The sequence below is a fragment of the Micromonospora sp. NPDC005305 genome (assembly GCF_040607315.1).
Classification (GTDB): domain Bacteria; phylum Actinomycetota; class Actinomycetes; order Mycobacteriales; family Micromonosporaceae; genus Micromonospora.
The window spans coordinates 54,467-79,562 of record NZ_JBEXGL010000018.1 but is presented as its reverse complement, the minus strand read 5'-3'; the positions used below and the strand labels follow the sequence as shown (position 1 = coordinate 79,562).

Sequence of the window (25,096 nt, the reverse complement as noted above, 5' to 3'; positions counted from 1 at the left end):
CCACCTTGCGCCGAACCGGACAGTCGGCGCTATGCTGAGCATGTTTTTGTACTGACCAGTCAGTCTAGATGTCGGGAACGGTGCGATGAAGATCGTGGAAGCCAGCGGGCTGGGGCTGCGCACCCGCCGCGGCTGGGTCTACCGCGAGGTCGACCTCACAGCCGAGGCCGGCGAGCTGCACGCCGTCACCGGCCCGCGGGGCAGCGGGCGTACCTCGCTGCTGCTCGCCCTGGCCGGGCGCTTCCCGCACACCCACGGCGAGCTGCGGCGCCGGGGCCCGGCCGCGCTCGGGCAGGTCGCCGGGGTGCACGAGCCCGACCCGACGCTGACCGTCGCCGAGCACATCCAGGAACGGCTGCTGCTGCTCGGGCCGGTGCCGCGCCGCCGCCGGCAGCTCGTCCCGGTCGCCGCCGTCCGCGCCCGGCGGGCCTACCGCCGCGACGCCCTCGCCGCCGCGATCGCCGGCGCCGGCCTCACCGACGCCCCGCTCGACCCCGACCGGTACGGCCGCGACCTCACCCCCCTGGAGCGGCAGGTGCTCGGGCTGGTGCTGGCCAGCCTGAGCGGCCCGAGCCTGATCGTGGCCGACGACGTGGACGCCGGCGCCGACGCGCCCGAGCGGGCGTGGATCTGGGCCGCGCTGGCCCGCCTCGCCGACCAGGGGTACGCCGTGGTCGCCAGCGCCCGCGCCGTCGAGCCCGGCGTGACCGCGGTCGTCCACCGGATCGGCGACCCGACCCTGCCCAGCCCGGCCCTGACCCCCGAGGTGACCGCATGAGTGTCGTACGACTCGCGTTGTTCGAGCTGCGCCGGATGACCCGGGGCCGGCTGCCGCGCGCCGCGCTCGCCGTCCTCACCGTCATCCCGCTGCTCTACGGGGCCCTCTACCTCTACGCCTTCTGGGACCCGTACGGGAACCTCGACCGGATCCCGGTCGCGCTGGTCAACGCCGACCGGCCCGCGAAGGCGAGCGACGGCAGCGAGGTGCACGCCGGCCGCGACCTCACCGACGAGCTGCTCGACCGGAAGGTCTTCGGCTGGACGGTGACCGACCAGGCCGACGCCACCGAGGGGCTCCGCGACGGCCGCTACCACCTGGTCTTCTCCATCCCGGCGGACTTCTCCAGCACCCTGGCGGCCAGCCCCGAGCCGGACCGGCCGGCCCGCCGCGGCGAGCTGAAGGTGGTCAACGACGACGCCACCAACTACCTCTCCGGGCTGCTCGCGCGCTCCGCGTTCAGCGAGATCCGGGCCGCCGCCGCCGAGGGCACCGCCGCGTCGTACTTCGACAAGATGCTCATCGGCTTCACCGACGCCAAGGCCGAGACCGGCCGGGCCGCCGACGGCGCCGGGAAGATCCACGACGGGCTCGACACCTCGCAGCAGGGCGCCGGCCGGATCGTCGACGGGCTGGGCACCGCCGAGGACGGCGCCGGGCAGCTCGCCGGCGGGCTGAACACCTCCGCGCAGGGCGCGGCCAAGCTCGCCACCGGCCTGGACCAGCTCTACACCGGGGCGGCGCAGATCGCCGACGGCGCGAACCGCGCGGCCACCGAGACCCGGGCCGCCGCGAAACAGGTCGACGCCGCCGCGGACAGATATGAGCCGCTGCTCCGTAGGAACGCCGGCGACATCCAGCGGGCCGCCACCCTGGTCGCCGAGGGCGCGCAGGCGCTCGCCGACGGCCTCGACGCGCTGCCGGCCAGGGCCGACGAGGTGGTCGGCCAGGCGGAGAAGGTGCGCGACCGGCTCGACGCGCTGGTGAAGGAGCACCCGGAACTGGCCGAGGACCCGAACCTGGTCGCCGCGCGCAACGCCGCCGACCAGGCGGTCAAGGCCGCCCGGGCCATGGTCGCCGCGCTCGACAGGACCGACCTCGCCGCGCTGCGGAAGCAGATGACGGAGGTCGCGCAGACCGCCCGGGAGGTGGCCGCCGCCGCGCCGCACCTGGCGGACGACGTGGCCTCGGCCCGCGCCAAGGTGGACCAGCTCGCCGGCGGGCTCACCACCCTGGCCCAGGGCAGCGCCCAGCTGCGCGACGGGCTCGGCGACGCCGCCGACGGCGCCGACCAGCTCCGCGGCGGGCTCTACCGGCTCGCCACCGGCGCCCGGCAGCTCGACGGCGGTCTCGCCCAGCTCAGCACCGGCAGCAACCGGCTCGCCGACGGGCTGACCAAGCTGGAGGGCGGCGCCGGCGACCTCGCCGACGGGCTCGCCGCCGGGGAGAAGAAGCTGCCCGGGTACGACGACGCGGGCAGCCGCGCCGACATCCTCGGCGACCCGGTGGGGCTGATCCGCCACTCGCACAACCCGGCCGGTTCGTACGGGGTGGGCTTCGCCCCGTACTTCCTGGCGCTGGCGCTCTGGGTCGGCGCGATGATCACGTACATGCTGCTGCGGCCGGTGAACCGGCGGCACGTGATGTCCGGCGCGCCCGGCTGGCGGGTCGTGCTCGCCGGCTGGCTGCCCGCCGCGGCGATCGGGCTGGCCCAGGTCGCGGTGCTCTACACGGTGGTCACCCTGGCGCTGGGCCTCGACCCGCGGCACGGGGCGGCGACCTTCGGGCTGCTCGCGCTCACCTCGCTGGCGTTCACCGCGATCATGCAACTGCTCGGCGTCGCGCTCGGCCCGGCCGGCCGGCTCGCCGCGCTGGCCCTGCTCATGCTCCAGCTCACCTCCTCCGGCGGCACCTACCCGGTGCAGACCTCGCCCGGCTTCTTCCAGGTCATCCACCCGTGGCTCCCCATGACGTACGTGGTGGGCGGCCTGCGGCACACGATCAACGGCGGGCCGGCCGGGCCGGTGGTCACCGGGGCGCTGGTGCTGCTCGCGTTCGGTGCGGGCGCCCTGGCGCTCACCGTCGGCGCGGCCCGCCGGTCCCGCCGGCTCACCCCGGCCAAACTGCACCCCGAGCTGACCATGTGAGGATGGGCGGGTGACGGACGGACGGACCCGCCGGCGGGAGGACACCCGCCAACGACTCTTCGTGGCGGCGGTGGAACTCATCGCCGAGCAGGGCTTCTCGGCCACCACGGTCGACGACATCGCGACTCGGGCCGGGGTGGCGAAGGGGACCGTCTACTACAACTTCGAGTCCAAGACCGTCCTCTTCGAGGAGTTGCTGCGCCACGGCATCGGCCTGCTCACCGCCGAGTTCCGGGCCGCCGTCGCCGGGCTGCCGCCGCGCGAGGCGCTCGCCGCGCTGGTCCGCGCCGAGCTGGACTACATCCGCCGCTATCGGGCCTTCGCCCAGCTCCTGCTCTCCGAGATGTGGCGGACCAACCGGGAGTGGCAGCAGACCCTGCGGCTGCTGCGCGGCGAGGCCATCGAGGTGATCGCGGAGACCGTGCGCGCCGGCGTGGCCAGCGGCGATCTCCCCGCCGACCTGGACGTGCGCACGGCCAGCTCGGCGCTGTTCGGCGTCGGGCTGGTGGTGGCCGTGGACTGGCTGGTCTTCCAGCCCGAGCGGCCCATCGAGGACGTGCAGGAGGCGCTGCTCGGCATCGTCCGCCGGGTCGCCCAGACGTGACACCGCGCCCGTAAATCGTTTGAACGGCCAGGCCGGCCGGGTGAGGCTGGGGGCACCGCCCCCACCGACCCGAGTCCGGAGGACCGTCCATGCGCCTGCTCCGCGACCTGTGGGCCACCGCGCCACGCCGGATGACGGTCGTCCTGCTGCTCATCCTGCTCGGCGCCGGCGGCCAGGCCGCCGCCTCGGCGCTGGCCGGGCCGGTGCTGGTGCACCGCTCGCCCGGCTGGTTCACCGTGCTGGCCGTGGCGCTGGTCGCCGCCGTCGTCACCGACCTGCTCATCGGCCTGCTGATGGCCGGCCTCACCGCCGACTGGTCCGCCGACGTCCGCCGCCGCCTCTGCCGGGTCGCGCTCGGGCAGGACCTGCCCACCCTGGAGACCACCCCGGTCGGCGAGCTGCTCGACCGGATCGACAACGACGTCTACCAGGTCGCCGCCGAGATGCGGAACACCGGCGTACGGCTCGTGCAGGGCGTCGCCGTCTGCCTGCTCGCCACGGTCAGCGCCCTGATCGTCTGGTGGCCGGCCGGCGTCGGCATGATCCTGCTGACCGCCCTGCTCGGCGTGGCGCTGCGCCGCCCCACCGCCCGGATCGCGCCGGCCCGGATGGTCGAGGAGGAGGCCTGGTCCGACCTGGCCGCCGTCATGGAGGAGGCGGTGCACGGCCAGGACGACGTGCGCACCAGCCTGGCCCGGCCGTACGTGCTGCGCCTCTACGCCCGGCGGGCCGCCGAGGTGATCGCCCGGGGCGGCCGGGTCTTCCGGCTGTCCGCCCGGGTCACCGCGCTGGCCGCCGGCGGCGTCCGGGTCGGCATCGCCGCCGTGGTCCTGGCCGGGGCGTGGGCGCTGGCCACCGGCCGGGTGGACGCCGCCCGGCTCACCGCGATCTGGCTGCTGGCCCTGGCCTTCGGCGCGACGGTCGAGCACATCGCCCGCTGGGTGCCGCACCTGCAACAGGCGCTCGGCGCATGGGCGCGAGTGCAACTGCTCGCCGACTCCCGGCAGGAGCCGACCGGCGGCGCCGCCCCCGTCGACGGGGACCTGACCGTGCGCGGGCTCACCTTCCGCTACCCCGCCACGGGCGAGGACCGCGGCCCGGCGCTGCGCGACGTGACGCTCACCTTCGCCCGCGGCCGGTCCTACGCCCTGGTGGGCCGGACCGGATCCGGCAAGTCGACGCTGGCCAAGGTGCTCACCCGGGCCGTGGACGTGCCGGCCGGCACCGTCTTCCTGGGCGACACCGACGTGGTCGACCTGGACATCGAGGCGCTGCGCCGGTGGATCGCCGTGGTGCCGCAGCGCACCGAGATCCTGGCCGGCACCCTCGCCGAGAACGTCGCGCTCTTCGACCCGGACCTGCTCGACGACGCCACCCGGGCGCTCGCGGAACTCGGGCTGACCGGCTGGATCGCCGAACTCCCCGACGGGGTGCACACCCGGCTCGGCGAAGGCGGGCACGTGCTCTCCGCCGGGCAGGAGCAGCTCGTCGCGTTCGCCCGCATCCTGGTCCGCGACCCGCACGTGGTGATCCTCGACGAGGCCACCGCGCGGCTCGACCCGGTCACCGAGAACCGGGTACGCCAGGCCACCGAGCGGCTGCTCACCGACCGGATCGGCATCGTCATCGCGCACCGGCTCTCCTCGGTGCGCCGCTGCGACGAGGTCGTGGTGATGGCCGACGGCGCGGTGCTGGAGGCCGGCCCGATGCGCGAGTCGGCCCGCTTCGCCGAGCTGCTGGCCACCAGCCACGCCAGCGCCTATGCGGGCGCGGGCGCCCGCCGGGGCGGGGTGGAACTGCTGGACGGCCCCGACGGGTGGCCCGACGAGCCGGCGGAGACGACGGTCCCGGCCACCGCGCCGCGCCCGGTCGCGGTGCCGCGCGCCGAGCCACCACCGCTGCCCGCCCCACCGCCCGCGCGGACCCTGCGGGAGATCCTGCGGCTCGGCACCAACGACCCGCGGTACGGGCTGGTCTCCGTCAGCCTGTTCATCGTGATGACCCTGCTCGGGCTGGACGGCTCGGTGCTGCCGTGGCTCTGGGCCGAGGTGGTCGGCGGGGGCGACCCGTGGCTGCCGGCGCTGGGCATCGTCGCCGCGCTGCTGCTGGTGCTGCCGCTGCCGTACCTGACGAACCTCTGGTTCCCGCAGTGGTGGATCCGGCAGCTGCTGCGGATCAGCGCACGGCTCGTGCACGGGCAGACCGGGGCGCGCCGGGTCAGCGGGCACACCCCCGCCGAGGTGGTGGCCCAGGGCGGCGACACCGACCGGGTGGTGCAGCTCGCCGACAACCTGATGGACCAGTTCATCTCGCTGGCCATCGTGATCACCATGACCCTGGTGACCGGCAGCGTCGTACCGGCGCTGTTCTTCGTCGGGACCATGGTGGTCTCCGGGCTGGCGGCGACCCTGTTCGGGCCGCGGCTGGAACGCACGGCCGGCGGCACGGTCAAGGCCCGCGCCGCCTTCGCCACCGCCCTGGTCTCCTCGCTCTCCGCGGCCCGCACGGTGAAGCTCGCCGGCGCCACCCGCCCGGTGCTGCACCACCTCGCGAAGCTGGACACCGTGCGCAGCGACCGGCAGCGGCGGGAGATCGCCATGCAGGTGTGGGCCCGCTCCACCCCGTCGATCGCCAGCGGCCTGCTGCCGATCGGGGCGTGGGCGCTCTACCTGGCCGGCGGGCTCTCCGCCGGGGCGACCCTGGTCGCGGTCTCCACCCTCGGCGCCGCCCGCTGGTTCGCCTGGACCACCGCGTCGCTGGTCTCGCACTACCCGTCGGCCCGCGTGTGGACCAGGCGCACCGTGTCGATGAGCGGGGTGGCCACCTACTCGGCGACCGTGCCGGGGCTGGACCTGGCCGCCGGCACCGCCCCGGCGCCGGAACCGCCGCCCCGGCACCCGCTGCGCCGGCTGGAGCTGACCAGCTTCGGCGCGCTGCACTCCGACGGCACCCTCGCCGTCCGCGACGTCGACCTGACCGTCGACCGTGGGCAGTTGGTGCTGGTGGTCGGGCCGGTCGGCGCGGGAAAGTCCTCGCTGCTGCGGGCCCTCGCCGGGATCGTGCACCACACCGGCACGCTGAGCTGGAACGGCGAGCCGGTCACCGAGCCGGAGCTGTTCCTCCGCCCCAACCAGGTCGGCTACGTGGGGCAGTTGCCCCGGGTGCTCTCCGGCACGGTGGCCGACAACATCGCGCTCGGGCACCAGGTGGACGCGGCCGGCGCGGTGTCGACCGCCCAGCTGGACCATGACCTGGCGGTCGCCGGCGGGGGGCTCGGGCTGCTCATCGGGCACAAGGGCACCCGGCTCTCCGGCGGGCAGCTCCAGCGGCTGGCGCTGGCCCGGGCGCTCGCGCCGCGTACCGAACTGCTGGTCGCCGACGACGTCTCGTCCGCGCTGGACGTGACGACGGAGCTGGCCCTCTGGGCGGCGCTGCGCGAGCACGGGGTGACCGTGGTCGGCTCGACCGCGAAGCGGGCGGCGCTGGTGCGCGCGGACCACGTGGTGGTGCTGGTCGACGGCACGGTGGCGGCCCAGGGGCCGTGGCAGGACCTGGAATCCCGCTGGGGCCACCTGGCAGGCTGAACGCGGGGCCGGCACGACCTCGCCCCCGCAGCGCGGATCTTGGCGACCTTCCGTTCGTGGGGAACGGAAAGTCGCCAAGATCTCGGCGCTCGCGTCAGAAGGCGCGGGTGTACTGGTTCGGCCAGGTGGGGGTCTGGGTCAGCTTCGCGGCCGCGCGGTGGGGCCAGTACGGGTCGCGGAGGAGTTCGCGGCCCAGGAGGACCAGGTCGGCCTCCCCGGCGGCGACGATCTGCTCGGCCTGCTCGGGCTCGACGATCAGGCCGACGGCGCCGGTCGGCACGCCCGCGTCGCGGCGGATCCGGGCGGCGAGGGGCACCTGGTAGCCGGGGCCGATCGGGATGCTCGCCCGGGTGGCGGCGCCGCCGGAGGAGGCGTCCACCAGGTCCACGCCGGCGGCGGCCAGCTCGCCCGCGAGCACCACGCTGTCCTCGACGGTCCAGCCGCCGTCCACCCAGTCGGTGGCGGAGATCCGGGTGAGCACCGGCACGGCCTCGCCGACCGCCGCGCGGACCGCCCGGGCCACCTCCAGGGTCAGGCGCATCCGGCCGGCGCGGTCGCCACCGTAGCCGTCGGTGCGGTGGTTGGTGAGCGGGGAGAGGAACTCGTGCAGCAGGTAGCCGTGCGCGGCGTGGACCTCCACGGCGGCGAAACCGGCGTCGAGGGCCCGGCGGGCGGCGGTGGCGAACGCCTCGACCACCCCGGCGATGCCGGCCTCGTCGAGCGCCGTGGGGGTGCGGTAGTCCGGCAGGAACGGCTCGGCGCCGGGGCTGACCGGGGTCCAGCCGCCCTCGGCGTCCGGCACGCCGCCCTTGTGCTCGGCCCACGGCCGGTAGGTGGACGCCTTGAACCCGGCGTGCGCGAGCTGCACGGCGGGCACCGAACCCTGGGCGCTGATGAACGCGGTGATGGGCCGCCACGCCTCGACGTGCGCCTCGGACCAGAGCCCGGTGTCCTGCGGGCTGATCCGCCCCTCGGGGACCACGGCGGTCGCCTCGGTGAGGATCAGTCCGGCGCCGCCGACCGCGCGGGAGCCGAGGTGGACGCGGTGCCAGTCGGTGGGCAGGCCGTCCGGCCCGGCGCTGTACTGGCACATTGGGGCGAGCGCCACCCGGTTGGGCAGGGTGACGCCGCGCAGGGTGAGCGGGGTGAACAGGGCACTCATAGGGTCATCCTTCAACGCGGCGGGGGGAGGGCCGAAGCCCTCCCCCCGGAAACGGTGTGCTCAGGCGGCTACCGGGGTGAGCTGCTCACTCTCCGGGGCGTCGACCAGCTCGCGCTTGCCGGCCGAGTCGTACGCGGTCCGGTCCAGGGTGCCCTCGCGCGCGGCCACGACGGTCGGCACCAGGGCCTGGCCGGCCACGTTGGTGGCGGTGCGGATCATGTCGAGGATCGGGTCGATGGCCAGCAGCAGGCCGGCGCCGGCCAGCGGCAGGCCCAGCGTGCTGAGGGTCAGGGTGAGCATGACGATCGCGCCGGTCAGGCCGGCGGTGGCGGCCGAGCCGACCACCGAGACGAAGGCGATCAGCAGGTAGTCGGTGACGCCCAGGTGCACCCCGAAGACCTGCGCCACGAAGATCGCGGCGAGGGCCGGGTAGATGGCGGCGCAGCCGTCCATCTTCGTGGTGGCGCCGAACGGCACGGCGAAGGAGGCGTACTCGCGGGGGACGCCGAGGCGCTCGACCGAGCGCTGGGTCACCGGCATGGTGCCCACCGACGAGCGGGACACGAAGGCCAGCTCGATGGCGGGCCAGGCGCCGGCGAAGAAGCGCAGCGGGTTGAGCCGGCCGGCGGCGATCAGCACCACCGGGTAGACCACGAACAGCACGAGGGCGCAGCCGACGTAGACGGCGGTGGTGAACTTCGCGAGCGGGGCCAGCAGGTCCCAGCCGTACGAGGCGACGGCGTTGCCGATGAGGCCGAGGGTGCCGATCGGGGCGAGCCGGATGACCCACCAGAGCGCCTTCTGCACGATGGCCAGCACCGAGCGGTTGAGGTTCACGAACGGCTCGGCGGCCTCGCCGATGAGCAGCGCGGCAGCGCCGATCACCAGGGCGAGGAAGACGATCTGGAGGACGTTGCCCTCGACGAACGCGCCGACCGGGTTGGTGGGCACGATCCCGGTGAGGAAGTCGGTCCAGGAGCCGGTCCTCTTCGGGGCGGCGGCGCCGGCCAGGTCGAGGGTGACGCCCTTGCCCGGGTCGGTGAGCAGGCCGAGGCCGATGCCGATGCCGACCGAGATCAGGGCGGTGATGCCGAACCAGAGCAGCGTCTTGAGCGCCAGCCGGGCGGCGTTGGCCACGCCGCGCAGGCTGACCACGCTGACCACGATGGCGGTGAAGACCAGCGGCGGCACGGCCAGCTTGAGCAGCTGGACGAAGAGGCCGCCGACGGTGTCGAGGGTGCTGGTCAGCCAGGCGAGGTCGTTGGCGCGGGCGAGGAAGCCGAGCGCCACGCCGAGGACGAGGCCGAGCAGGATCTGCACGGAAAAGGGGATCTTGCGCAGGGCGGAAGCCATGGGGATGTGTCCAAGGTCTGGAGAGGGTCGGTCAGGGCAGCGTCAGGAACGGGGCTGCGCCGGACAGACGCCGCTGGCCTGCAGTCGGAGGTCGACATACAGGCGCACGGTGAGGTGCCAGACGTTGGTCATCGCCTGCCGAAGCTACTCCCGGCCGGCCGGTGGCGGAAGGACCGAGCGAGGTGACGCTCCTTACAAGCCCGGCAGCACCTTGCCGGGATTCATCAGCCCCCGCGGATCGAACAGCTGCTTGAGCCCTCGCATCAGGTCCAGCCCGTGGCTGTCCGTGTAGTCGGCGATGATCTCCCGCTTCGACTGCCCGAGTCCGTGCTCGGCGCTGATGCTGCCGCGGAACGCGTGTGTCGAGTCGTAGACAAGCCGGGCGAGCGTTTCGGCCCGCGCCAGGAACTCCTCGTCATCGCTGCCCACCGGCTTGCTGAGGTTGTAGTGGAGATTGCCGTCGCCGACGTGTCCGTACGTCACGATCCGGATGCCCGGGACGGCCTCCCGCAGGGCCCGGTCGGTGCGTTCCACGAACGCCGGGATGCGACTCACCGGCACCGTGACGTCGTGCTTGAGGCTGGGGCCCTCGTGGTTCTGCGCCTCGGAGATCCCTTCGCGCAGCGCCCACAGGGCGGTGGCCTGCGCCGAGCCGGAGGCGATCACGGCGTCCCGCACCGCACCCCGGTCGAACGCCTCGCCCAGCGCCGCCTCGATCACCTCGTCGAGGCCGGCGCGGGGGAGCGTGTCGCTCAGCTCCACGAGCGCGTACCAGGGGTGCTGGTCGCCGAACGGGTCCCGCGCGCCCGACGAGTGGCGCAGCACGAACTCCACGCTCTGCCGGGACATGATCTCCAAGCCGGTCAGCCGGTCGCCCGCGATCTCCCGGAGGACCCCGATCAGGTCCACCGCGCCCTGCGGACCCGGCAGGGCCACCCACGCCGTCGCGCGGCTGCGGACGGCGGGAAAGAGCTTCAGCACGGCGGCGGTGATGACGCCGAGGGTGCCCTCCGCGCCGATGAACAGCTGCTTGAGGTCGTAGCCGGTGTTGTCCTTCCGCAGCCCGCGGAGCCCGTTCCAGATCCGTCCGTCGGGAAGCACGACCTCCAGCCCGAGGGTCAGGTCGCGCATCGTCCCGTAGCGGAGCACCCCGGTGCCGCCGGCGTTGGTCGCGAGGTTGCCGCCGATCGTGCAGCTTCCCTCCGCGCCGAGGGAGAGCGGAAAGAGCCGGCCGGCGGCCGCCGCGGCTTCCTGCACCGACTGCAGGACCGCGCCGGCCTCTACGGTGATGGTCTGGTTGGCGACGTCCAGGTCCCGGATGCGCCGCATGCGGGTGAGGGAGAGCACCACCTGACGGCCCGAGGAGTCCGGGACGGCGCCGCCACAGAGCCCCGTGTTGCCGCCCTGCGGGACCACCGCGACGCCCGCGTCGCGGCACAGGGCCACGACCGCGGCCACCTCCCCGGTGTCGCCCGGCCGCACGACGGCCGCGGCGGTTCCCGAGTACGCGTTGCGCCAGTCGGTGAGGTGGCCGGCCATCCCGCCCGGGTCGCTGATCAGGCCGGCGGGCCCGACGATCTGCCGCAGCCGGCCGACGAGGTCCGCGGTCACCGGGCAGTCACTGCCGTCGCGCGTCGTCGACGCGGTGTCCCGGTCCTGCCGCTTCTCGACATGATCACGGTGTCACGCTAGGAGCCACGACGATGCCTGTCCAAGTCCGCCCGGGCATGGGTGGATACCCCCGCGACATCGCGTCAGCCGAGCAGCACGGCGATGCCGATGAGCACGGGAGCGGACAGGACGGTGGTGAGCAGGATGACGTCCCGCGCCAGCAGGGTGCTCCGGTCGTAGGACGCGGCGTAGACGAACACGTTCTGCGCGGTCGGCAGGGCCGAGGTGACGGTGACCGCGAGCAGCGCCACCCCCGAGAGCCCGGCGACCCAGCGACCGAGTACGTAGGCCAGCGCCGGCTGGACGAGGGTCTTGAGGGCCACGGCCAGCCACACTCGGCGGGCGCCGTCGCCGGACGCCGGGCGTGGTGCGCCGTGCAGGCTCATGCCGTACGCCAGCAACGCCGCGGGTACCGCGAGCGCGGCGGTGAGCTCGACCGGCTCCCGTACCAGCGGTGGCAGGTCCACGCCGGTGGCCGCGACGAGCACGCCCAGACCGCAGCCCACCACGACCGGCGTGCGGAGCGGCTGGGTGAGCAGCCGCCAGCGGGGCGGGGCGTCGCCCGCGGTGCGCGAGCCGGCCAGCACGGCCAGCCCGACCGGTGCCATGACCAGCACCTGGAACAGCAGCACCGGGGCCACGAAGGACGCGTCGCCGAGGGCGTACACCGCGATGGGGACGCCCAGGTTGCCCGCGTTGACGTACGACGAGGTGAGGCCGCCGACCGTCAGCTCGGCCGGCGGCAGGCGCCAGCGCCACCGGGCCAGCGCCACGTACAGCAGCGCGCTGAGCACCGCGCTGCCGGCGGTCGCCACGAGGGCCGCCGACAGGAGCGCCGCCGGATCCGCCCTCGCGAGCGTGAGCAGCAGCAGGGCCGGCGTCGCCACGAAGTAGGACAGCCGCGACAGCACGCCACTGGCGTCGGCGCCCAGCGCGCCCGTCCTGCCGACGATCCAGCCGACGGCGATCACCGCGACCAGGGCGGCGAAGCCGCCGATGACCCCGTTCACCGGGCCGTGCCTGCCGCCGCGCGGTTCACGCCACGGCGGCGGGCGCGGTGTCCGCGGGCCGCCGCGGTGGCGTGCACCGCATGGTCATCGCGGCAGCTCCAGGACGCCGTCGATGCGCCGCGGGATGCCGCGGTAGTCGTCGGTCAGCTCGGGCGGGAGCAGGTCGGCGGGTGCCCCCTGCCAGGTGACCGGACGCAGGAAGCGCCGGATCGCGGTGGTGCCCACCGAGGTGTGCTGGGAGTTGGTCGACGGCCACGGCCCACCGTGGTGCTGGGCCCAGGAGACGGCCACGCCCGTGGGGTAGGCGTCGTAGATCATCCGACCGGCCCGCGGACGCAGCTTCGCGGAGACCGCCAGCGGCAGCTCCGTCTCGCCCTGCCCGCGCAGCACGGTCGCGGTCAGCGACGAGGGCATCTCCGCCAGCGCCCCGAACAGCTCGGCCGTGCCCTCGTAGCGGGCCACGACCGACACGGGCCCGAAGCACTCCTCGGTGACCTCGTGGGGCAGGTCGGCGGCCGCCGTGGTGAGGAGCAGCGGCGCGGCCTGGAAGCCGGCTCCCGCTGGCTGCGTGCCGCGGGCCAGCACGTCGACGCCGTCGGCGTCGGCGAGCCCACCGGCGGTGCGCCCGTATGCGGTGGCGATGCCCTCGTTGAGCAGCACCGGCGCTCCGGCCTCCCGGACCGCCGCGGCCATCGCCTCGACCACCCCGTCGCCGTCGGCGCCGGCCGGCACGAACACCAGCCCGGGCTTGGTGCAGAACTGTCCGCCGCCGAGGGTGAAGGAGCCGACGAGCTCGGTCCCGATCGTCGCGCCGCGCTCGGCGGCGGCCTGCGGCGTCACGACGACCGGATTGAGGCTGCTGAGCTCACCGAAGAACGGCACGGGGTCCGGACGCTGTTCGATGATCTGCAGCAGCGCCCGTCCGCCGGTGATCGAGCCGGTGAAACCGACGGCGCGGATCGCCGGCTGGGCGACGAGGTCGGCGCCGGCCTGGACGCCGTGGACGACGCCCAGCGTGCCGGCCGGGGCGCCGGCCTTCTCCGCCGCCGCCGCCAGGATGTCGAACACGAGCTGCGACGTCGCGGGGTGGGACCCGTGCGCCTTGACGACGACCGGGCAGCCGGCCGCGAGCGCCGAGGCGGTGTCGCCGCCGGGCACGGAGAAGGCCAGCGGGAAGTTGCTGGCGCCGAATACCGCGACCGGGCCGATCGGGACGAGCATCCGGCGCAGGTCGGGGCGGGGACCCATCGGAGTGTCCCCGGCGTGGTCGATCGCCGCCTCGACGTAGCTGCCCTCGTCCAGGACCTCGGCGAACAGGCGCAGCTGATAGCAGGTGCGGGTCAGCTCACCGTTCAGCCGCACCGGTCCGAGCGCCGTCTCCCGGTCGGCGACGGCGACGACGTCCTCCCGTCGGTCCTCCAGCGCGTCGGCCAGGGCGCGCAGCAGTGCCGCCCGCCCGTCGCGGCCCAGCGCCTCCAGTCCGGCGGCGGCGGCCTTCGCCGCCGAGCAGAGCCGGTCCACCTCCTCGGTGGTCGTCTCCCGGGCGACGACCTCGACCGCCTGGCCGGTCCGGGGGTCGATGCTCACGACGTCGGACATGCGGGGTACCTCCATGTTGTCGTTCAGCGGGACGCGTCGACGTGGACGCGGTCGACGGTCCAGGCGCGGGCCTGATCGCTCAGGGTGATGCCGAGACCGGGGCGGTCCGAGATGTACATGCGCCCGCCGCGGGTCTCCAGGCGCTCGTTGAACAGCGGGTACAGCCAGTCGAAGTGCTCCACCCACGGCTCGTGCGGGTAGGCGGCCGCCAGGTGCACGTGGATCTCCATCGCGAAGTGCGGCGCCAGTTGCAGGTTGCTGTGGTCGGCCAGGGTGGCGAGCTTGAGGAACTGGGTGATGCCGCCGATCCGGGGGGCGTCCGGCTGCAGGATGTCCACCGCGCCGGCCCGGATCAGCTCGTAGTGCTCCGCGACGCTGGTCAGCATCTCTCCCGTCGCGACCGCGGTGTCCAGCGACCGGGCGAGCTGGGCGTGCCCCTCCGCGTCGTACGCGTCCAGCGGCTCCTCGATCCAGACCAGGCCGAACTCCTCCAGCGCCCGGCCCACCCGCATGGCGGTCGGCCGGTCCCACTGCTGGTTGGCGTCCACCATGAACGGGACGCCGTCACCGAGGTGCTCCCGCACCTTGCGCACCCGGCGCAGGTCCTCCGCCGAGTCCGGCTGACCGACCTTGATCTTGATGCCGCCGACGCCCGATTCGAGGGTGCGGGTGGCGTTCTCCAGCACCTGTCCGATCGACTCGTGCAGGAAGCCGCCCGAGGTGTTGTAGCAACGGACCGAGTCGCGGTGCGCGCCCAGTAGCTTCGCCAGCGGCAGCCCGGCGCGCTTGGCCTTGAGGTCCCAGAGCGCGACGTCGATCGCGGCGAGCGCCTGGGTGGACGCGCCGCTGCGCCCCACCGACGCGCCGGACCAGACGAGCTTCGTCCACAGCCGGCCGATGTCGCTCGGGTCCTCGCCGATCAGGTCCGGGGCGACCTCCCGGGCGTGCGCGAACTGCGCCGGCCCGCCGGCCCGCTTGGAGTAGCTGAAGCCGACGCCCTCGAGACCGGCCTCGGTACGGATCTCGGCGAAGAGGAACGCGACCTCCGTCATCGGCCGCTGTCGGCCGGTGAGCACCTTCGCGTCGCTGATCCCGGTGGGCAGCGGGAGGGTGATGGACGACAGGGTCACCGACTCGATCCGGTCGAGGACTGCGGGGGCGGTGGTCATGTCTCTCCTTCGTCAGAGAACGGCGGGTCAGCGGACCAGGCAGGGTCGCTTGGGGTCGAACGCCCAGCCGGGCACGAGGTACCGCATCGCCACGGCGTCGTCCCGGGCGCCGAGGCCGTGCTCCAGGTACAGCTCGTGCGCCGCGGCCAGGGCGTCGTGGTCCAGCTCGACGCCCAGTCCGGGCGCGGTGGGGACGGCGATCCGCCCGTCCCGGATCGACAGCGGCGCACGGGTGAGCGCCTGCCCGTCCTGCCAGATCCAGTGCGTGTCGAGGGCGGTGATCTCGCCGGGCGCGGCCGCGCCCACATGGGTGAACATCGCCAGCGAGATGTCGAAGTGGTTGTTGGAGTGCGAACCCCAGGTGAGGCCGAAGTCGTGGCACAGCTGGGCGACCCGGACCGAGCCGCGCATCGTCCAGAAGTGCGGATCGGCGAGGGGGATGTCGACCGCGTTCGACCGGACCGCGTGGGCCATCTGCCGCCAGTCCGTCGCGATCATGTTGGTGGCGGTCGGCAGCCCCGTGGCCCGCCGGAACTCCGCCATGACCTCGCGTCCGGAGAACCCGCCCTCGGCGCCCACCGGGTCCTCCGCGTAGGCGAGCACCCCGTGCAGGTCGCGGCAGAGCTCGACGGCCTCGGCCAGCAGCCAGCCGCCGTTCGGGTCGAGCGTGATGCGGGCCTGCGGGAACCGCTCGGCCAGGGCGCGGACCGCGGCGATCTCCTGCTCGCCGGCCAGCACACCGCCCTTGAGCTTGAAGTCGGTGAACCCGTAGCGCGCCTGTGCCGCCTCGGCGAGCGCCACGATCGCGTCGGGGGTCAGTGCCGGTTCACGGCGCAGCCGTTCCCAGTCGTCGGCCGGTGCGGCCTCCGCCACGTAGGGCAGGTCGGTGCGGCGGCGGTCACCGATGTAGAAGAGGTAACCGAGCATCGGCACGGTGTCGCGCTGCTGCCCGTCGCCGAGGAGCTCCGCCACCGGCACGCCCAGGTGCTGACCCAACAGGTCCAGCAGCGCCGACTCCAGCGCGGTCACCGCGTGGACCGTCGTGCGCAGGTCGAAGGTCTGCAGCCCGCGCCCGCCGGCGTCGCGGTCGGCGAACCGCTCGGCCACGGCGTGCAGCAGCCGGCCGAACCGGGCGACCGGCTGCCCGACGAGCAGCTCGCCGGCGTCGGAGATGGTCCGGCGGATCGCCTCGCCGCCCGGCACCTCGCCGACGCCGACCCGTCCCTCACTGTCGGTGACGACGGCGATGTTGCGGGTGAAGAAGGGCCCGTGCGCGCCGCTGAGGTTGAGCAGCATGCTGTCGTACCCGGCGACGGGCACCGCCTCGACGCGGGCAACGGTCGGGGTGCGGCCGGTCATCGCCGTCCTCTCGGAGCCGGGAGCTGGGTGAGGGAGACCTTCTCGACCAGGGTGGTCAGCTCGGCGAGCTCGGTCTCGGTCAGGTCCACCAGCGGGGGCCGGACCCGCCCGCCGTCGCGGCCGGCCGCGGTCAGGCCGGCCTTGACGATGGAGACCGCGTACCCCTTGGCCCGGTCCCGGATGTCCAGGTACGGGATCACGAAGTCGGTGAGCATCTGGTAGACCGCCGGGCGGTCCTGAGCGCGTACGGCGGCGTAGAACCGGAGCGCGAACTCGGGCAGGAAGTTGTACAGCGCGGAGGAGTACGTGCTCACCCCGAGCTGGAGCAGCGGCAGCGCGAACGTCTCGGCGGTCGGCAGCCCACCCACGTAGATCAGCCGGTCGCCGACCCGGGCGTAGGTCCGGGTCATCTGCTCGATGTCGCCGATCCCGTCCTTGAGCCCGATCAGGTTGGGGTTGCGGTCGGCGATCTCGGCCACGGTGGCGTCGGTGAGCACCGCGTTTGCGCGGCTGTAGACGATGACGCCGAGTTCGGTCGCGCGGCACACGGCGCTGACGTGCTCGACCAGGCCCTGCTGGCTGGCCTCGGTGAGGTACGGCGGGAACAGCAGCAGACCGTCGGCGCCGGCGGCCTGGGCGGCCTGGGCCTGGGCGACGGCGACGGCGGTGCCGCCGGTGGCCGGCGCGATGACGGGAACCTTCCCGGCCACCTCGTCGACGGCGGCCCGGACGACGCGGTCCATCTCGGCCGAGGTCAGCGAGAACCCCTCGCCGGTGCCGCCTGCGGCGAACAGGCCGGCCACGTCGAAGCTCGCCTGCCACGCGAGGTGCTCCCGGTACCGGGCCTCGTCGAACTGCAGGTCGGCGTCGAAGTGGGTGACCGGGAAGGAGAGCAGGCCCGACTTCAGCCGGTCAGCGAGAACGTCCGGGGGCAGCAGCGTCACGGTGATCGTGTCCTTGGGGTCCGGGTCCGCGCCGGAGTCAGCCGGCGGTGCGGACGGTGGTCACGATCACGGTAAGAACCGGCCACGATGCATGTCCAAGAGCAGTTCCGCATCGAACGATGCCCGCCAGGTATCAGGAGGCGGCCCGCCGTTCCAGCGCGGCCAGCGCCCGCCACAGGGCCGGGTTCTTCGAACTCCTGGCCCACAACAGGTGAAGCTCGACCGGCTCGGGTGTGGGCGTCTCCAGCCGGACGAACCCCACCCCGTCGATGGGCAGGCGTGCGGCGGACGCGGGGACGAACGCGACACCACGACCTGCTGCCACGAGCCAGAGCATGGTGAGCACCTGGCTCACGGTGTGCACGGTGTTCTCGGCGGCGATCGGTACGACGCCCGCGACCAGGTCGTAGAAGTACTTGGCCTTGGTCGGCGAGTGCATGACGACGGGCTCGCCCGCCAGGTCCGCAGCCACCGCCGGCCGGCCCAGTTCGAGCAGCCGGTGACCCGCGGGCGCGGCGACGAGCAGCGCCTCCCGGTGCAGCAGCCGCGAGCCGAAGGCCTCCTCGTCGAAGGGCGGTCGGGCCAGCCCGAGGTCGACCTCCTCCTTGAGTAGGCCGGCCACCTGCTCGCGGGTCACCATCTCGGTCAGGTCGACGGCGACGTCGGGCAGCTCTCGGCTCAGGCCGTTCAGCAGCTCTCCGAGGACCCCGTACGCCGACGCGGCCGTGAACCCGATCCGGACCACACCGCTGGCCCCGGACGACACCCGCCGGGCCAGCTCAGGTGCCGAGTCGGCGAGAATGAGCAGGCGGCGGGCCTCGACCAGGAACGCCGCGCCCGCTGCCGTGAGGGTGACCCGGCGGTTGTCCCGCTCCAGGAGTTGGGCACCCACCACCCGTTCCAGCTTCTGGATCTGCCGGCTCAGGGGAGGCTGCGTCATCTGCAGCCGGGCGGCGGCGCGGCCGAAGTGCAGCTCGTCGGCGACGGCCACGAAACCGCGAAGTTGCTCCAGCGTGAACGCCATGTCAAGAAGGTATCAATTGATGCTCCATTGGATTTGGACAGGCATGAGCCGAGGTTCTTACGCTGCCGTCATCCAGGCGTCCGTGACCCCACTCACAGCGCCCACGGCTGAAACATGGCTCTGCTAAGAGGAGAACAACATGAGCATCAACCGCGTGCGCCAGTGGGCGACGGCGGGTGCCGGGATGGCCCTGGCCCTCTCGCTCGCCGCCTGCGGCGGCAACGTCGGCGGCGGATCCAGCGACGAGGCGAGGTTCCCGGGTGACTCCCCGATCACGATTCTCGTCGGGCAGGACCCGGGCGGCAGCACCGACCTCATCGCCCGGGCGCTGGCCGACCAGGTCAAGACCGACCTCGGTGTGCCCGTCACGGTGGAGAACAAGCCCGGCGCGAACGGCGCCCTCGCCGCCAAGGAGCTGGCCGGCAAGAAGGCCGACGGGCACACCCTGATGGTCTACAACGGCAGCCTGGCGTACATCACGCCGCTGGCCGTCGCCAAGGGCCAGGCGCCGGACATCGCGGACTACGAGATCGTCACCGGCATCAGCCAGGACGACTACGTACTCGTGACAGCGCCGAAGTCCGGCTTCAAGACCGTCGACGACCTGGCCAAGGCCGGGCGGCAGATCACCTTCGGCACCACGGGTGTCGGCACGGGCAGCCAGCTCTCGCAGGAGCTGTTGTTCAGGCAGGCCAACATCAACGCCAAGGCCGTTCCGTTCGACGGCGGGTCGCCCACGCTGACCGCGGTCCTCGGTGGCCAGGTGGACGTCGGCTCGATCCAGCTGGGCGAGGCGATCGAGCAGATCCAGGCCGGCAAGCTGACCCCGATCGTCACCTTCGCCGAGAAGCGGCCGTCGTACCTGCCCGACACCCCGACCGCCGTGGAGGCGGGCCACGACGTGCCGGTGCAGCAGTCGCGGGCGATCTTCGCGCCGAAGGGCACGCCGAAGGAGGTCGTCGACCGACTCCGTCAGGCCTTCCAGAAGGCGTTCCAGGCCGACGCGTACAAGAAGTTCAACGAGGACAACCAGCTCACCCCGAACGAGGCCGACGGCGAGGAACTGCGCAAGCAGTGGACCGGAAACCTGGACAAGTACCGCGGGGTGATCGAGAAGTACTCCATCAACCTCGGCGGAGCGAAGTGACCGCTGCCCACGGCGGCGTGCCGACCCAGGGAAGCCCCGGTGGCCACCCGGCCGCCGGGGCCGCCCGGGCGGAGACGGACGAGGAACGTCCCCTCGAAGAGCTCAGCCTCGACGAGGCGATCCACCGGGTCGAGGAGGCCGAGCATGAGGGCCGGCCGCCCGCGGCCGGGCCGCTGAGCAACGTCCTCGTCGCTGCCGCCGTCGTCGCACTCGGTGTCGCCGCGTTGGTCGGCTCCGCCCGCCTCGGACTCGGGACGGCGCACAGCCCCGACTCCGGCACCTGGCCGCTGCTGGTGAGCGCCGCGCTGGTCGTGCTCGGCCTCGGCCTCCTCGCCGCCGGCCGGCGGACGACGGACGCGGAACGCTTCTCCAGGGCGAGCTGGCTGGTCCTCGGCGGCCTGGCCACCATGGTCGTGTTCGTCGCGGTCATCGGGACCATCGGTTTCGAGATCCCCGCCGCCCTGCTCGCCTTCGTCTGGCTGCGGTTCCTCGGCCGGGAGGGCTGGCGGACGTCCGTCCTGGCGAGCCTCGGCGTGGTGGTCGGGTTCTACCTCGTCTTCGTCGCGGCCCTCTCCGTTCCCATCCCGCACCTCTTCTAGGAGGGCCCGTGGACTTCGCGCCCGTGCTCGACGGCTTCGGCGTCGTACTCGAACCGACGAACCTGCTGTACTGCCTGATCGGCGTCGTCATCGGCATGCTGGTCGGCGTCCTGCCCGGCCTCGGTCCCGCGGCCACCATCGCGATCCTGCTGCCGGTCACCTTCGGCATCGAGCCGGTGACCGCGATCATCATGCTCGCCGGCATCTTCTACGGCGCCCAGTACGGCGGCACCATCACCTCGGTCCTCCTCCGGCTGCCCGGCGAGGCGTCCTCGGTGGTGACCGTCTTCGACGGCCACGCGCTGGCCCGGCAGGGCCGGGCCGGTACCGCCCTCGGCGTCGCCGCCGTCGGTTCCTTCATCGGCGGCACCGTCTCGATCATCGCCTTGACGCTGGTCGCGCCCGTGGTGGCCGGCTTCGCGCTGGACTTCGGTCCACCCGAGTACACGGCCCTGGCCCTGCTCGGCATCCTGCTGGTGGCCACCGTGAGCAGCGGCGGACGGCTCAAGGCCGTGATCGCCGCCTGCGTCGGCCTGCTGCTGGCCACGGTCGGCCGGGACAGCTTCACCGGCGCGGAGCGGTTCACCTTCGAGAACCTGTCGCTGGCCGACGGCCTGGACTTCGTGCCGATCGCGATGGGTCTCTTCGGCCTCGGCGAGATCCTCTACAACCTGGAGGAGCGCCACCGGGCGGTGCACGCGCCGACGAAGGTCGCCAACGTGTGGCCGTCGCGCGCGGACCTCCGCGAGTCGTCGGGGGCCATCGGACGCGGTTCCGTCCTGGGCTTCCTCCTGGGCATCCTGCCCGGCGGCGGTGCGACCCTGGCCTCGCTGGCCGCCTACGCGCTCGAGAAGCGGCGGTCCAGGAACCCGGAGCGGTTCGGCAAGGGCGCCGTCGAGGGGGTCGCCGCCCCGGAGACGGCGAACAACGCGGCCGCGACGTCCTCCTTCATCCCGCTGCTCACCCTCGGCATCCCCGCCAACGCGACCATGGCGGTCATCTTCGGGGCGCTGCTGATCCAGGGGGTCAGCCCCGGCCCCCAGCTGGTCAGCCAGGAGCCCGAGCTGTTCTGGGGCGTGGTCAACTCGATGTACATCGGCAACATCCTGTTGCTGATCATGAGCATCCCGCTGGTCGGCCTGTTCGTGAAGATCCTGCGGGTTCGGGCCACGATCCTCGCGCCCATCACGGTCCTGATCACACTGGTCGGCGTCTACACGGTCAACAACGACGTCTTCGACATCGGGCTGGTGATCGTCTTCGGCGCCCTCGGGTACCTGATGAAGAAGTTCGGCTTCGACCCGGGCCCGCTGGTGCTGGCCTTCGTGCTGGGCTCGCTGCTGGAGGACTCGCTGCGCCGCTCACTGCTGATCTTCGACGGGGATGCGACCGGCTTCGTCACCCGGCCGATCTCGGGCACCCTGCTCGCCCTGTTCCTGCTCGTCGCCCTGCTCCCGCCGGTCCGGGCCGCCCTCGGCCGCCGGCGGTCCACGTCCCGCCCCGACTCCGCACCCCACGACACCAAGGAGCTCGTGTGACCGTTCTCGTCGCGTACGTCCCCACGCCCGAAGGGGACGCCGCCTTCGCCGCGGGCCTCGCGGAGGCCACACGCCGCCGGGAGCGGCTGGTGGTCCTCAACACGCCGAGGGAGGGTGCGCCGGTCAGCGCGGAGATGGCCGCCGCGGACGCGGTCCGCGCCCTGGTCGAGCGGGGCGCGGCGGCCGGCGTCGCCGTCGAGCTCCGCCAGGACGCGCACGCCGGGGACCTCGCCGACGAGGTCGTGCGCGTCGCCGAGGCGGTCGACGCCTCGGTGATCGTGATCGGCCTGCGCCGCCGCTCGCCGGTCGGCAAGCTGATCATGGGCAGTGCCGCGCAGCGCATCCTGCTCGACGCCGACCGGCCCGTGCTCGCCGTCAAGCCCTGACCGTCGGGGCCGGCCTGGCGGTGGACGGTGGCTGTCGCCGGCCCAGCCCGAGCACGGCGCAGGTGGCCAGGCCCCAGGCGGCGGCCACCGTCAGCATTAGCCGTTCCAGCACGCCGACCAGGCCGCCGCGCCCGACGGTCAGCATGGCCAGCCCGATCGCCGCGGACAGCGGCAGCGCCAGGGCCGCGCCGATCCCGGCCACCCGGCGCAGCGACCGGCCCGCTGCGGGGGAGAGCAGCAGCACCAGCATCGCGAAGACCACCGCGGCGGTGGCCGCGATGCTCGCGCCGCCGTGCACCAGATCGGCCACCGTGGCGGCCTCGAACGGCGGCAGCGGGCAGCCGGTGGAGCAGGTCACCGCACCGGAGAGCGCCGTCCCGGCCGCGGCGGCCACGAGCAGCGCCGCCGCCGTGCGCAGCGCCGGGGGCAGCGCCGCCGCGAGCAGCAGCAGCGCCGCCGCCAGGGCGAAGACCCCGATCCGGTACGCCCCGGCGTACGCGCTGTCGGTGACGCCGGCCTCGCTGACGTACCCGGTCAGCCCCGGGCCCGGACCGGCGACCACGGCGACCGTGACGGCGACCACCCCGGCCACGACGCAGCCGGCGGCCGCGGACGCGGCGGCGGCCCGGAGGACGCCGGGCTCAACCACGCCCGTGCGGCGTGGTCCAGCCGGACAGGTCCGGACCCAGCGGCACGATCCGGGTCGGGTTGATCATCTCGTGGGTGGCGTAGTAGTGCCGCTTGATGTGGTCGAAGTCCACCGTCTCGCCGAAGCCCGGCGTCTGGAACAGGTCCCGCGCGTACGCCCAGAGCACCGGCATCTCGGTGAGCTTCTGCCGGTTGCACTTGAAGTGCCCGTGGTACGCCACGTCGAAGCGGACCAGCGTGGTGAACAGCCGCACGTCGGCCTCGGTGATCTGCTCGCCCACGAGGTAGCGCCGCCCGGACAGCCGTTCCGACAGCGCGTCCAGCCGGGCGAACAGCGCCGTGTACGCCTCGTCGTAGGCCTCCTGGGAGGCGGCGAAGCCGCACCGGTAGACGCCGTTGTTGACGTCGCGGTGGATCTCCGCCATCAGCGCGTCCAGCTCCGGCCGCAGCTCGACCGGGTAGAGGTCCGGCGCGCCCGGCTTGTGGAACCGCCGCCACTCGGTCGAGAAGTCGAGGGTGAGCTGCGGGTAGTCGTTGGTGACCACCCGCCCGGTCAGCGTGTCGACCAGCGCCGGCACGGTCACCCGGCCGGTGTAGTCGGGGTCGGTGGCCAGGTACGCGTCGCTGAGGAACCCGATGCCGAGCACCGGGTCGAAGCCGTCCTGGTCGAGGCTGAACCGCCAGCCCCGCTCGTCCCGGATCGGGTCGACCGTGCCCAGCGAGATCACCTCGTCCAGCCCGAGCAGGCCGCGCACGATCCGGGCCCGGTGCGCCCACGGGCAGGCGCGGCACCAGACCAGCCGGTAACGGCCCGCCTCCAGCGGCCAGCGGCCCTGGTCGTCGGGGCCGCCGCCCTCCGGGGAGGTGGAGTGGGGGGTGACCCGACCGGTGAACCGGTTGGGCTGGCGGACGAACGCGCCGCCGCCGGCGGTCTCTGCGCTGAACTGGGCCCGGGCCATGCGGCCAACCTATCCGTTCCGGGCGTGGATATCCTGGCGCCGGGCGTCCCCGCGATCCGGCGGGCGACCCGCCACCACCCCCGTCCACCCCCGGAGGACTGAGCGCCGATGACCGTCGCATACCTCGTGGCCGGTGTCCGCACCCCGATCGGCCGGTACGCCGGCGCCCTCGCCGGGGTCCGCCCCGACGACCTGGCCGCGCACGTGATCCGCGAGCTGGTCGCCCGCCACCCCTCGGTGGACTGGGCCCGCACCGACGACGTGATCCTGGGCTGCGCCAACCAGGCCGGCGAGGACAACCGCAACGTGGCCCGGATGGCCGCGCTGCTCGGCGGGCTGCCCGAGGAGGTGCCCGGCAGCACGGTCAACCGGCTCTGCGGCTCCGGCCTGGACGCCCTGGCCACCGCCGCCCGCGCCGTCGTGGCCGGGGAGGCCGACCTCCTGGTCGCCGGCGGGGTGGAGAGCATGAGCCGGGCGCCCTTCGTGATGCCGAAGGCGGCCACCCCGTTCGCCCGCACCGCCGAGGTCTACGACACCACCATCGGCTGGCGACTGGTGAACCCGCTCATGAAGAAGCAGTGGGGCATCGACTCGATGCCGGAGACGGCCGAGAACGTCGCCGCGGACTTCGGCGTCGACCGGGCCGCGCAGGACGGGTTCGCGTTCCGCTCCCAGCAGCGGGTCGCCAAGGCGCAGGCCGACGGCCGGCTGGCCGAGGAGATCGTGCCGGTGACGGTGCCGGCCGGCAAGCGCGAGACGAAGCTGGTCGAGGTCGACGAGCACCCCCGGGAGACCTCGCTTGCGAAGCTCGCCGCGCTGCCCACCCCGTTCCGCGAGGGCGGCACGGTGACGGCCGGCAACTCCTCCGGCGTCAACGACGGCGCGGTGGCCCTGCTGGTCGCCTCCGCGGCGGCCGTCGAGCGCTACGGCCTCACCCCGCTGGCCCGGGTGAGCGGGGCGGCGGCGGCCGGCGTGCCGCCGCGGATCATGGGCATCGGGCCGGTCCCGGCCACCCGCAAGCTGCTCGACCGGCAGGGCCTCGGCCTGGCCGACGTCGACGTGATCGAGCTGAACGAGGCGTTCGCCGCCCAGTCGGTGGCGGTGCTGCGCGAGCTGGGGCTGCCGGAGGACGCCGAGCACGTCAACCCGAACGGCGGGGCCATCGCGCTGGGCCACCCGCTCGGCGCCAGCGGCGCCCGGCTGGCGCTCACCGCCGCGCTGGAGCTGCGCCGCCGGGGCGGCCGGCGGGCCCTGGCGACCATGTGCATCGGCGTGGGGCAGGGCATCTCGCTGCTGCTGGAGTCGGCGGGCTGACGGCGGGCGGGCCCACGGTCGAGAGTGGATCTCCCGTTCGTGGGTGTGCCCGCCTAGAGTGGTGTGGACCACACGATGCTGCGGGTCGGCCCGGTCGCCGG

General features: G+C 73.8%; 20 protein-coding genes. 9 read left to right on the top strand and 11 right to left on the bottom strand.

The window, feature by feature from the left end; translation table 11 throughout:
• The first annotated feature begins 85 nt into the window (after nucleotides 1-85).
• The 4 genes from ABZS80_RS25255 to ABZS80_RS25240 all read left to right on the top strand — a co-directional run bounded on the left by ABZS80_RS25255 (nucleotide 86) and on the right by ABZS80_RS25240 (nucleotide 7,113).
• The gene (locus ABZS80_RS25255) at nucleotides 86-778 is read left to right on the top strand and encodes an ATP-binding cassette domain-containing protein (protein WP_355059580.1); all 693 of its coding nucleotides are present in this window, start codon (nucleotides 86-88) and stop codon (nucleotides 776-778) included.
• Nucleotides 775-2,925: a YhgE/Pip domain-containing protein gene (locus ABZS80_RS25250; RefSeq protein WP_355059578.1), complete on the top strand. Its 2,151-nt coding sequence runs from the start codon at nucleotides 775-777 to the stop codon at nucleotides 2,923-2,925. The genes ABZS80_RS25255 and ABZS80_RS25250 overlap by 4 nt, the downstream gene beginning before the upstream one ends.
• A gap of 10 nt (nucleotides 2,926-2,935) precedes the next feature.
• Nucleotides 2,936-3,529 (top strand): TetR family transcriptional regulator, encoded by a 594-nt coding sequence (locus tag ABZS80_RS25245; RefSeq protein WP_151464701.1) that lies wholly within the window; start codon nucleotides 2,936-2,938, stop codon nucleotides 3,527-3,529.
• An 89-nt stretch (nucleotides 3,530-3,618) separates the two neighbouring features.
• Nucleotides 3,619-7,113, top strand: coding sequence for an ABC transporter ATP-binding protein (locus ABZS80_RS25240; RefSeq protein WP_355059576.1), 3,495 nt, complete (start codon nucleotides 3,619-3,621; stop codon nucleotides 7,111-7,113).
• Nucleotides 7,114-7,207: 94 nt separating this feature from the next.
• On the opposite strand, the gene ABZS80_RS25235 is transcribed toward ABZS80_RS25240, so the two are convergent.
• The 9 genes from ABZS80_RS25235 to ABZS80_RS25195 all read right to left on the bottom strand — a co-directional run bounded on the left by ABZS80_RS25235 (nucleotide 7,208) and on the right by ABZS80_RS25195 (nucleotide 18,404).
• Nucleotides 7,208-8,275 carry an NADH:flavin oxidoreductase/NADH oxidase gene (locus ABZS80_RS25235; RefSeq protein ID WP_355059574.1) on the bottom strand — a complete coding sequence of 356 codons (1,068 nt, stop codon included), beginning with the start codon at nucleotides 8,273-8,275 and terminating at the stop codon, nucleotides 7,208-7,210.
• 60 nt (nucleotides 8,276-8,335) lie between these two features.
• On the bottom strand, nucleotides 8,336-9,616 hold the full coding sequence (locus tag ABZS80_RS25230; protein WP_355059664.1) for a dicarboxylate/amino acid:cation symporter: 1,281 nt from the start codon (nucleotides 9,614-9,616) through the stop codon (nucleotides 8,336-8,338).
• A gap of 204 nt (nucleotides 9,617-9,820) precedes the next feature.
• Nucleotides 9,821-11,239 carry an FAD-binding oxidoreductase gene (locus ABZS80_RS25225; protein ID WP_355059572.1) on the bottom strand — a complete coding sequence of 473 codons (1,419 nt, stop codon included), beginning with the start codon at nucleotides 11,237-11,239 and terminating at the stop codon, nucleotides 9,821-9,823.
• 143 nt (nucleotides 11,240-11,382) lie between these two features.
• Complete coding sequence (locus ABZS80_RS25220) at nucleotides 11,383-12,309, bottom strand: AEC family transporter (RefSeq protein WP_355059570.1); 927 nt, start codon at nucleotides 12,307-12,309, stop codon at nucleotides 11,383-11,385.
• Nucleotides 12,310-12,393: 84 nt separating this feature from the next.
• Nucleotides 12,394-13,908 carry an aldehyde dehydrogenase (NADP(+)) gene (locus tag ABZS80_RS25215; RefSeq protein ID WP_355059568.1) on the bottom strand — a complete coding sequence of 505 codons (1,515 nt, stop codon included), beginning with the start codon at nucleotides 13,906-13,908 and terminating at the stop codon, nucleotides 12,394-12,396.
• A 23-nt stretch (nucleotides 13,909-13,931) separates the two neighbouring features.
• A complete protein-coding gene (locus tag ABZS80_RS25210; protein ID WP_355059566.1) occupies nucleotides 13,932-15,077 on the bottom strand; it encodes a mandelate racemase/muconate lactonizing enzyme family protein in 1,146 nt (381 codons plus the stop codon).
• A gap of 27 nt (nucleotides 15,078-15,104) precedes the next feature.
• Nucleotides 15,105-16,436, bottom strand: a complete 1,332-nt coding sequence (locus tag ABZS80_RS25205) for an enolase C-terminal domain-like protein (protein ID WP_355059564.1) — start codon at nucleotides 16,434-16,436, stop codon at nucleotides 15,105-15,107.
• Entirely contained in the window at nucleotides 16,433-17,380 is a 948-nt protein-coding gene (kdgD, locus tag ABZS80_RS25200) for a 5-dehydro-4-deoxyglucarate dehydratase (protein WP_355059562.1), read from the bottom strand. The genes ABZS80_RS25205 and kdgD overlap by 4 nt, the downstream gene beginning before the upstream one ends.
• A 133-nt stretch (nucleotides 17,381-17,513) precedes the next feature.
• The gene (locus tag ABZS80_RS25195) at nucleotides 17,514-18,404 is read right to left on the bottom strand and encodes a LysR family transcriptional regulator (protein ID WP_355059560.1); all 891 of its coding nucleotides are present in this window, start codon (nucleotides 18,402-18,404) and stop codon (nucleotides 17,514-17,516) included.
• A gap of 139 nt (nucleotides 18,405-18,543) precedes the next feature.
• Between ABZS80_RS25195 and ABZS80_RS25190 the strand changes: the two genes are divergently transcribed.
• From ABZS80_RS25190 to ABZS80_RS25175, 4 genes are read left to right on the top strand one after another with little or no spacing between them, the layout of a single operon-like run.
• The gene (locus ABZS80_RS25190) at nucleotides 18,544-19,551 is read left to right on the top strand and encodes a tripartite tricarboxylate transporter substrate binding protein (RefSeq protein ID WP_355059558.1); all 1,008 of its coding nucleotides are present in this window, start codon (nucleotides 18,544-18,546) and stop codon (nucleotides 19,549-19,551) included.
• Nucleotides 19,548-20,150, top strand: coding sequence for a tripartite tricarboxylate transporter TctB family protein (locus ABZS80_RS25185; protein ID WP_355059556.1), 603 nt, complete (start codon nucleotides 19,548-19,550; stop codon nucleotides 20,148-20,150). The genes ABZS80_RS25190 and ABZS80_RS25185 overlap by 4 nt, the downstream gene beginning before the upstream one ends.
• A gap of 8 nt (nucleotides 20,151-20,158) precedes the next feature.
• On the top strand, nucleotides 20,159-21,688 hold the full coding sequence (locus ABZS80_RS25180; protein WP_355059554.1) for a tripartite tricarboxylate transporter permease: 1,530 nt from the start codon (nucleotides 20,159-20,161) through the stop codon (nucleotides 21,686-21,688).
• Nucleotides 21,685-22,074, top strand: coding sequence for a universal stress protein (locus ABZS80_RS25175; protein WP_355059552.1), 390 nt, complete (start codon nucleotides 21,685-21,687; stop codon nucleotides 22,072-22,074). Before ABZS80_RS25180 ends, ABZS80_RS25175 begins: the two co-directional genes overlap by 4 nt.
• Here ABZS80_RS25175 and ABZS80_RS25170 read toward each other — a convergent pair.
• Together ABZS80_RS25170 and ABZS80_RS25165 are read right to left on the bottom strand one after the other, a co-directional pair.
• Nucleotides 22,064-22,723, bottom strand: coding sequence for a DUF998 domain-containing protein (locus tag ABZS80_RS25170; protein WP_355059550.1), 660 nt, complete (start codon nucleotides 22,721-22,723; stop codon nucleotides 22,064-22,066). The genes ABZS80_RS25175 and ABZS80_RS25170 overlap by 11 nt on opposite strands.
• A complete protein-coding gene (locus tag ABZS80_RS25165) occupies nucleotides 22,716-23,681 on the bottom strand; it encodes a glutathione S-transferase C-terminal domain-containing protein (RefSeq protein WP_355059548.1) in 966 nt (321 codons plus the stop codon). Before ABZS80_RS25165 ends, ABZS80_RS25170 begins: the two co-directional genes overlap by 8 nt.
• A 108-nt stretch (nucleotides 23,682-23,789) precedes the next feature.
• Between ABZS80_RS25165 and pcaF the strand changes: the two genes are divergently transcribed.
• Nucleotides 23,790-24,995: a 3-oxoadipyl-CoA thiolase gene (pcaF, locus tag ABZS80_RS25160; RefSeq protein WP_355059546.1), complete on the top strand. Its 1,206-nt coding sequence runs from the start codon at nucleotides 23,790-23,792 to the stop codon at nucleotides 24,993-24,995.
• Nucleotides 24,996-25,096: the final 101 nt, after the last annotated feature.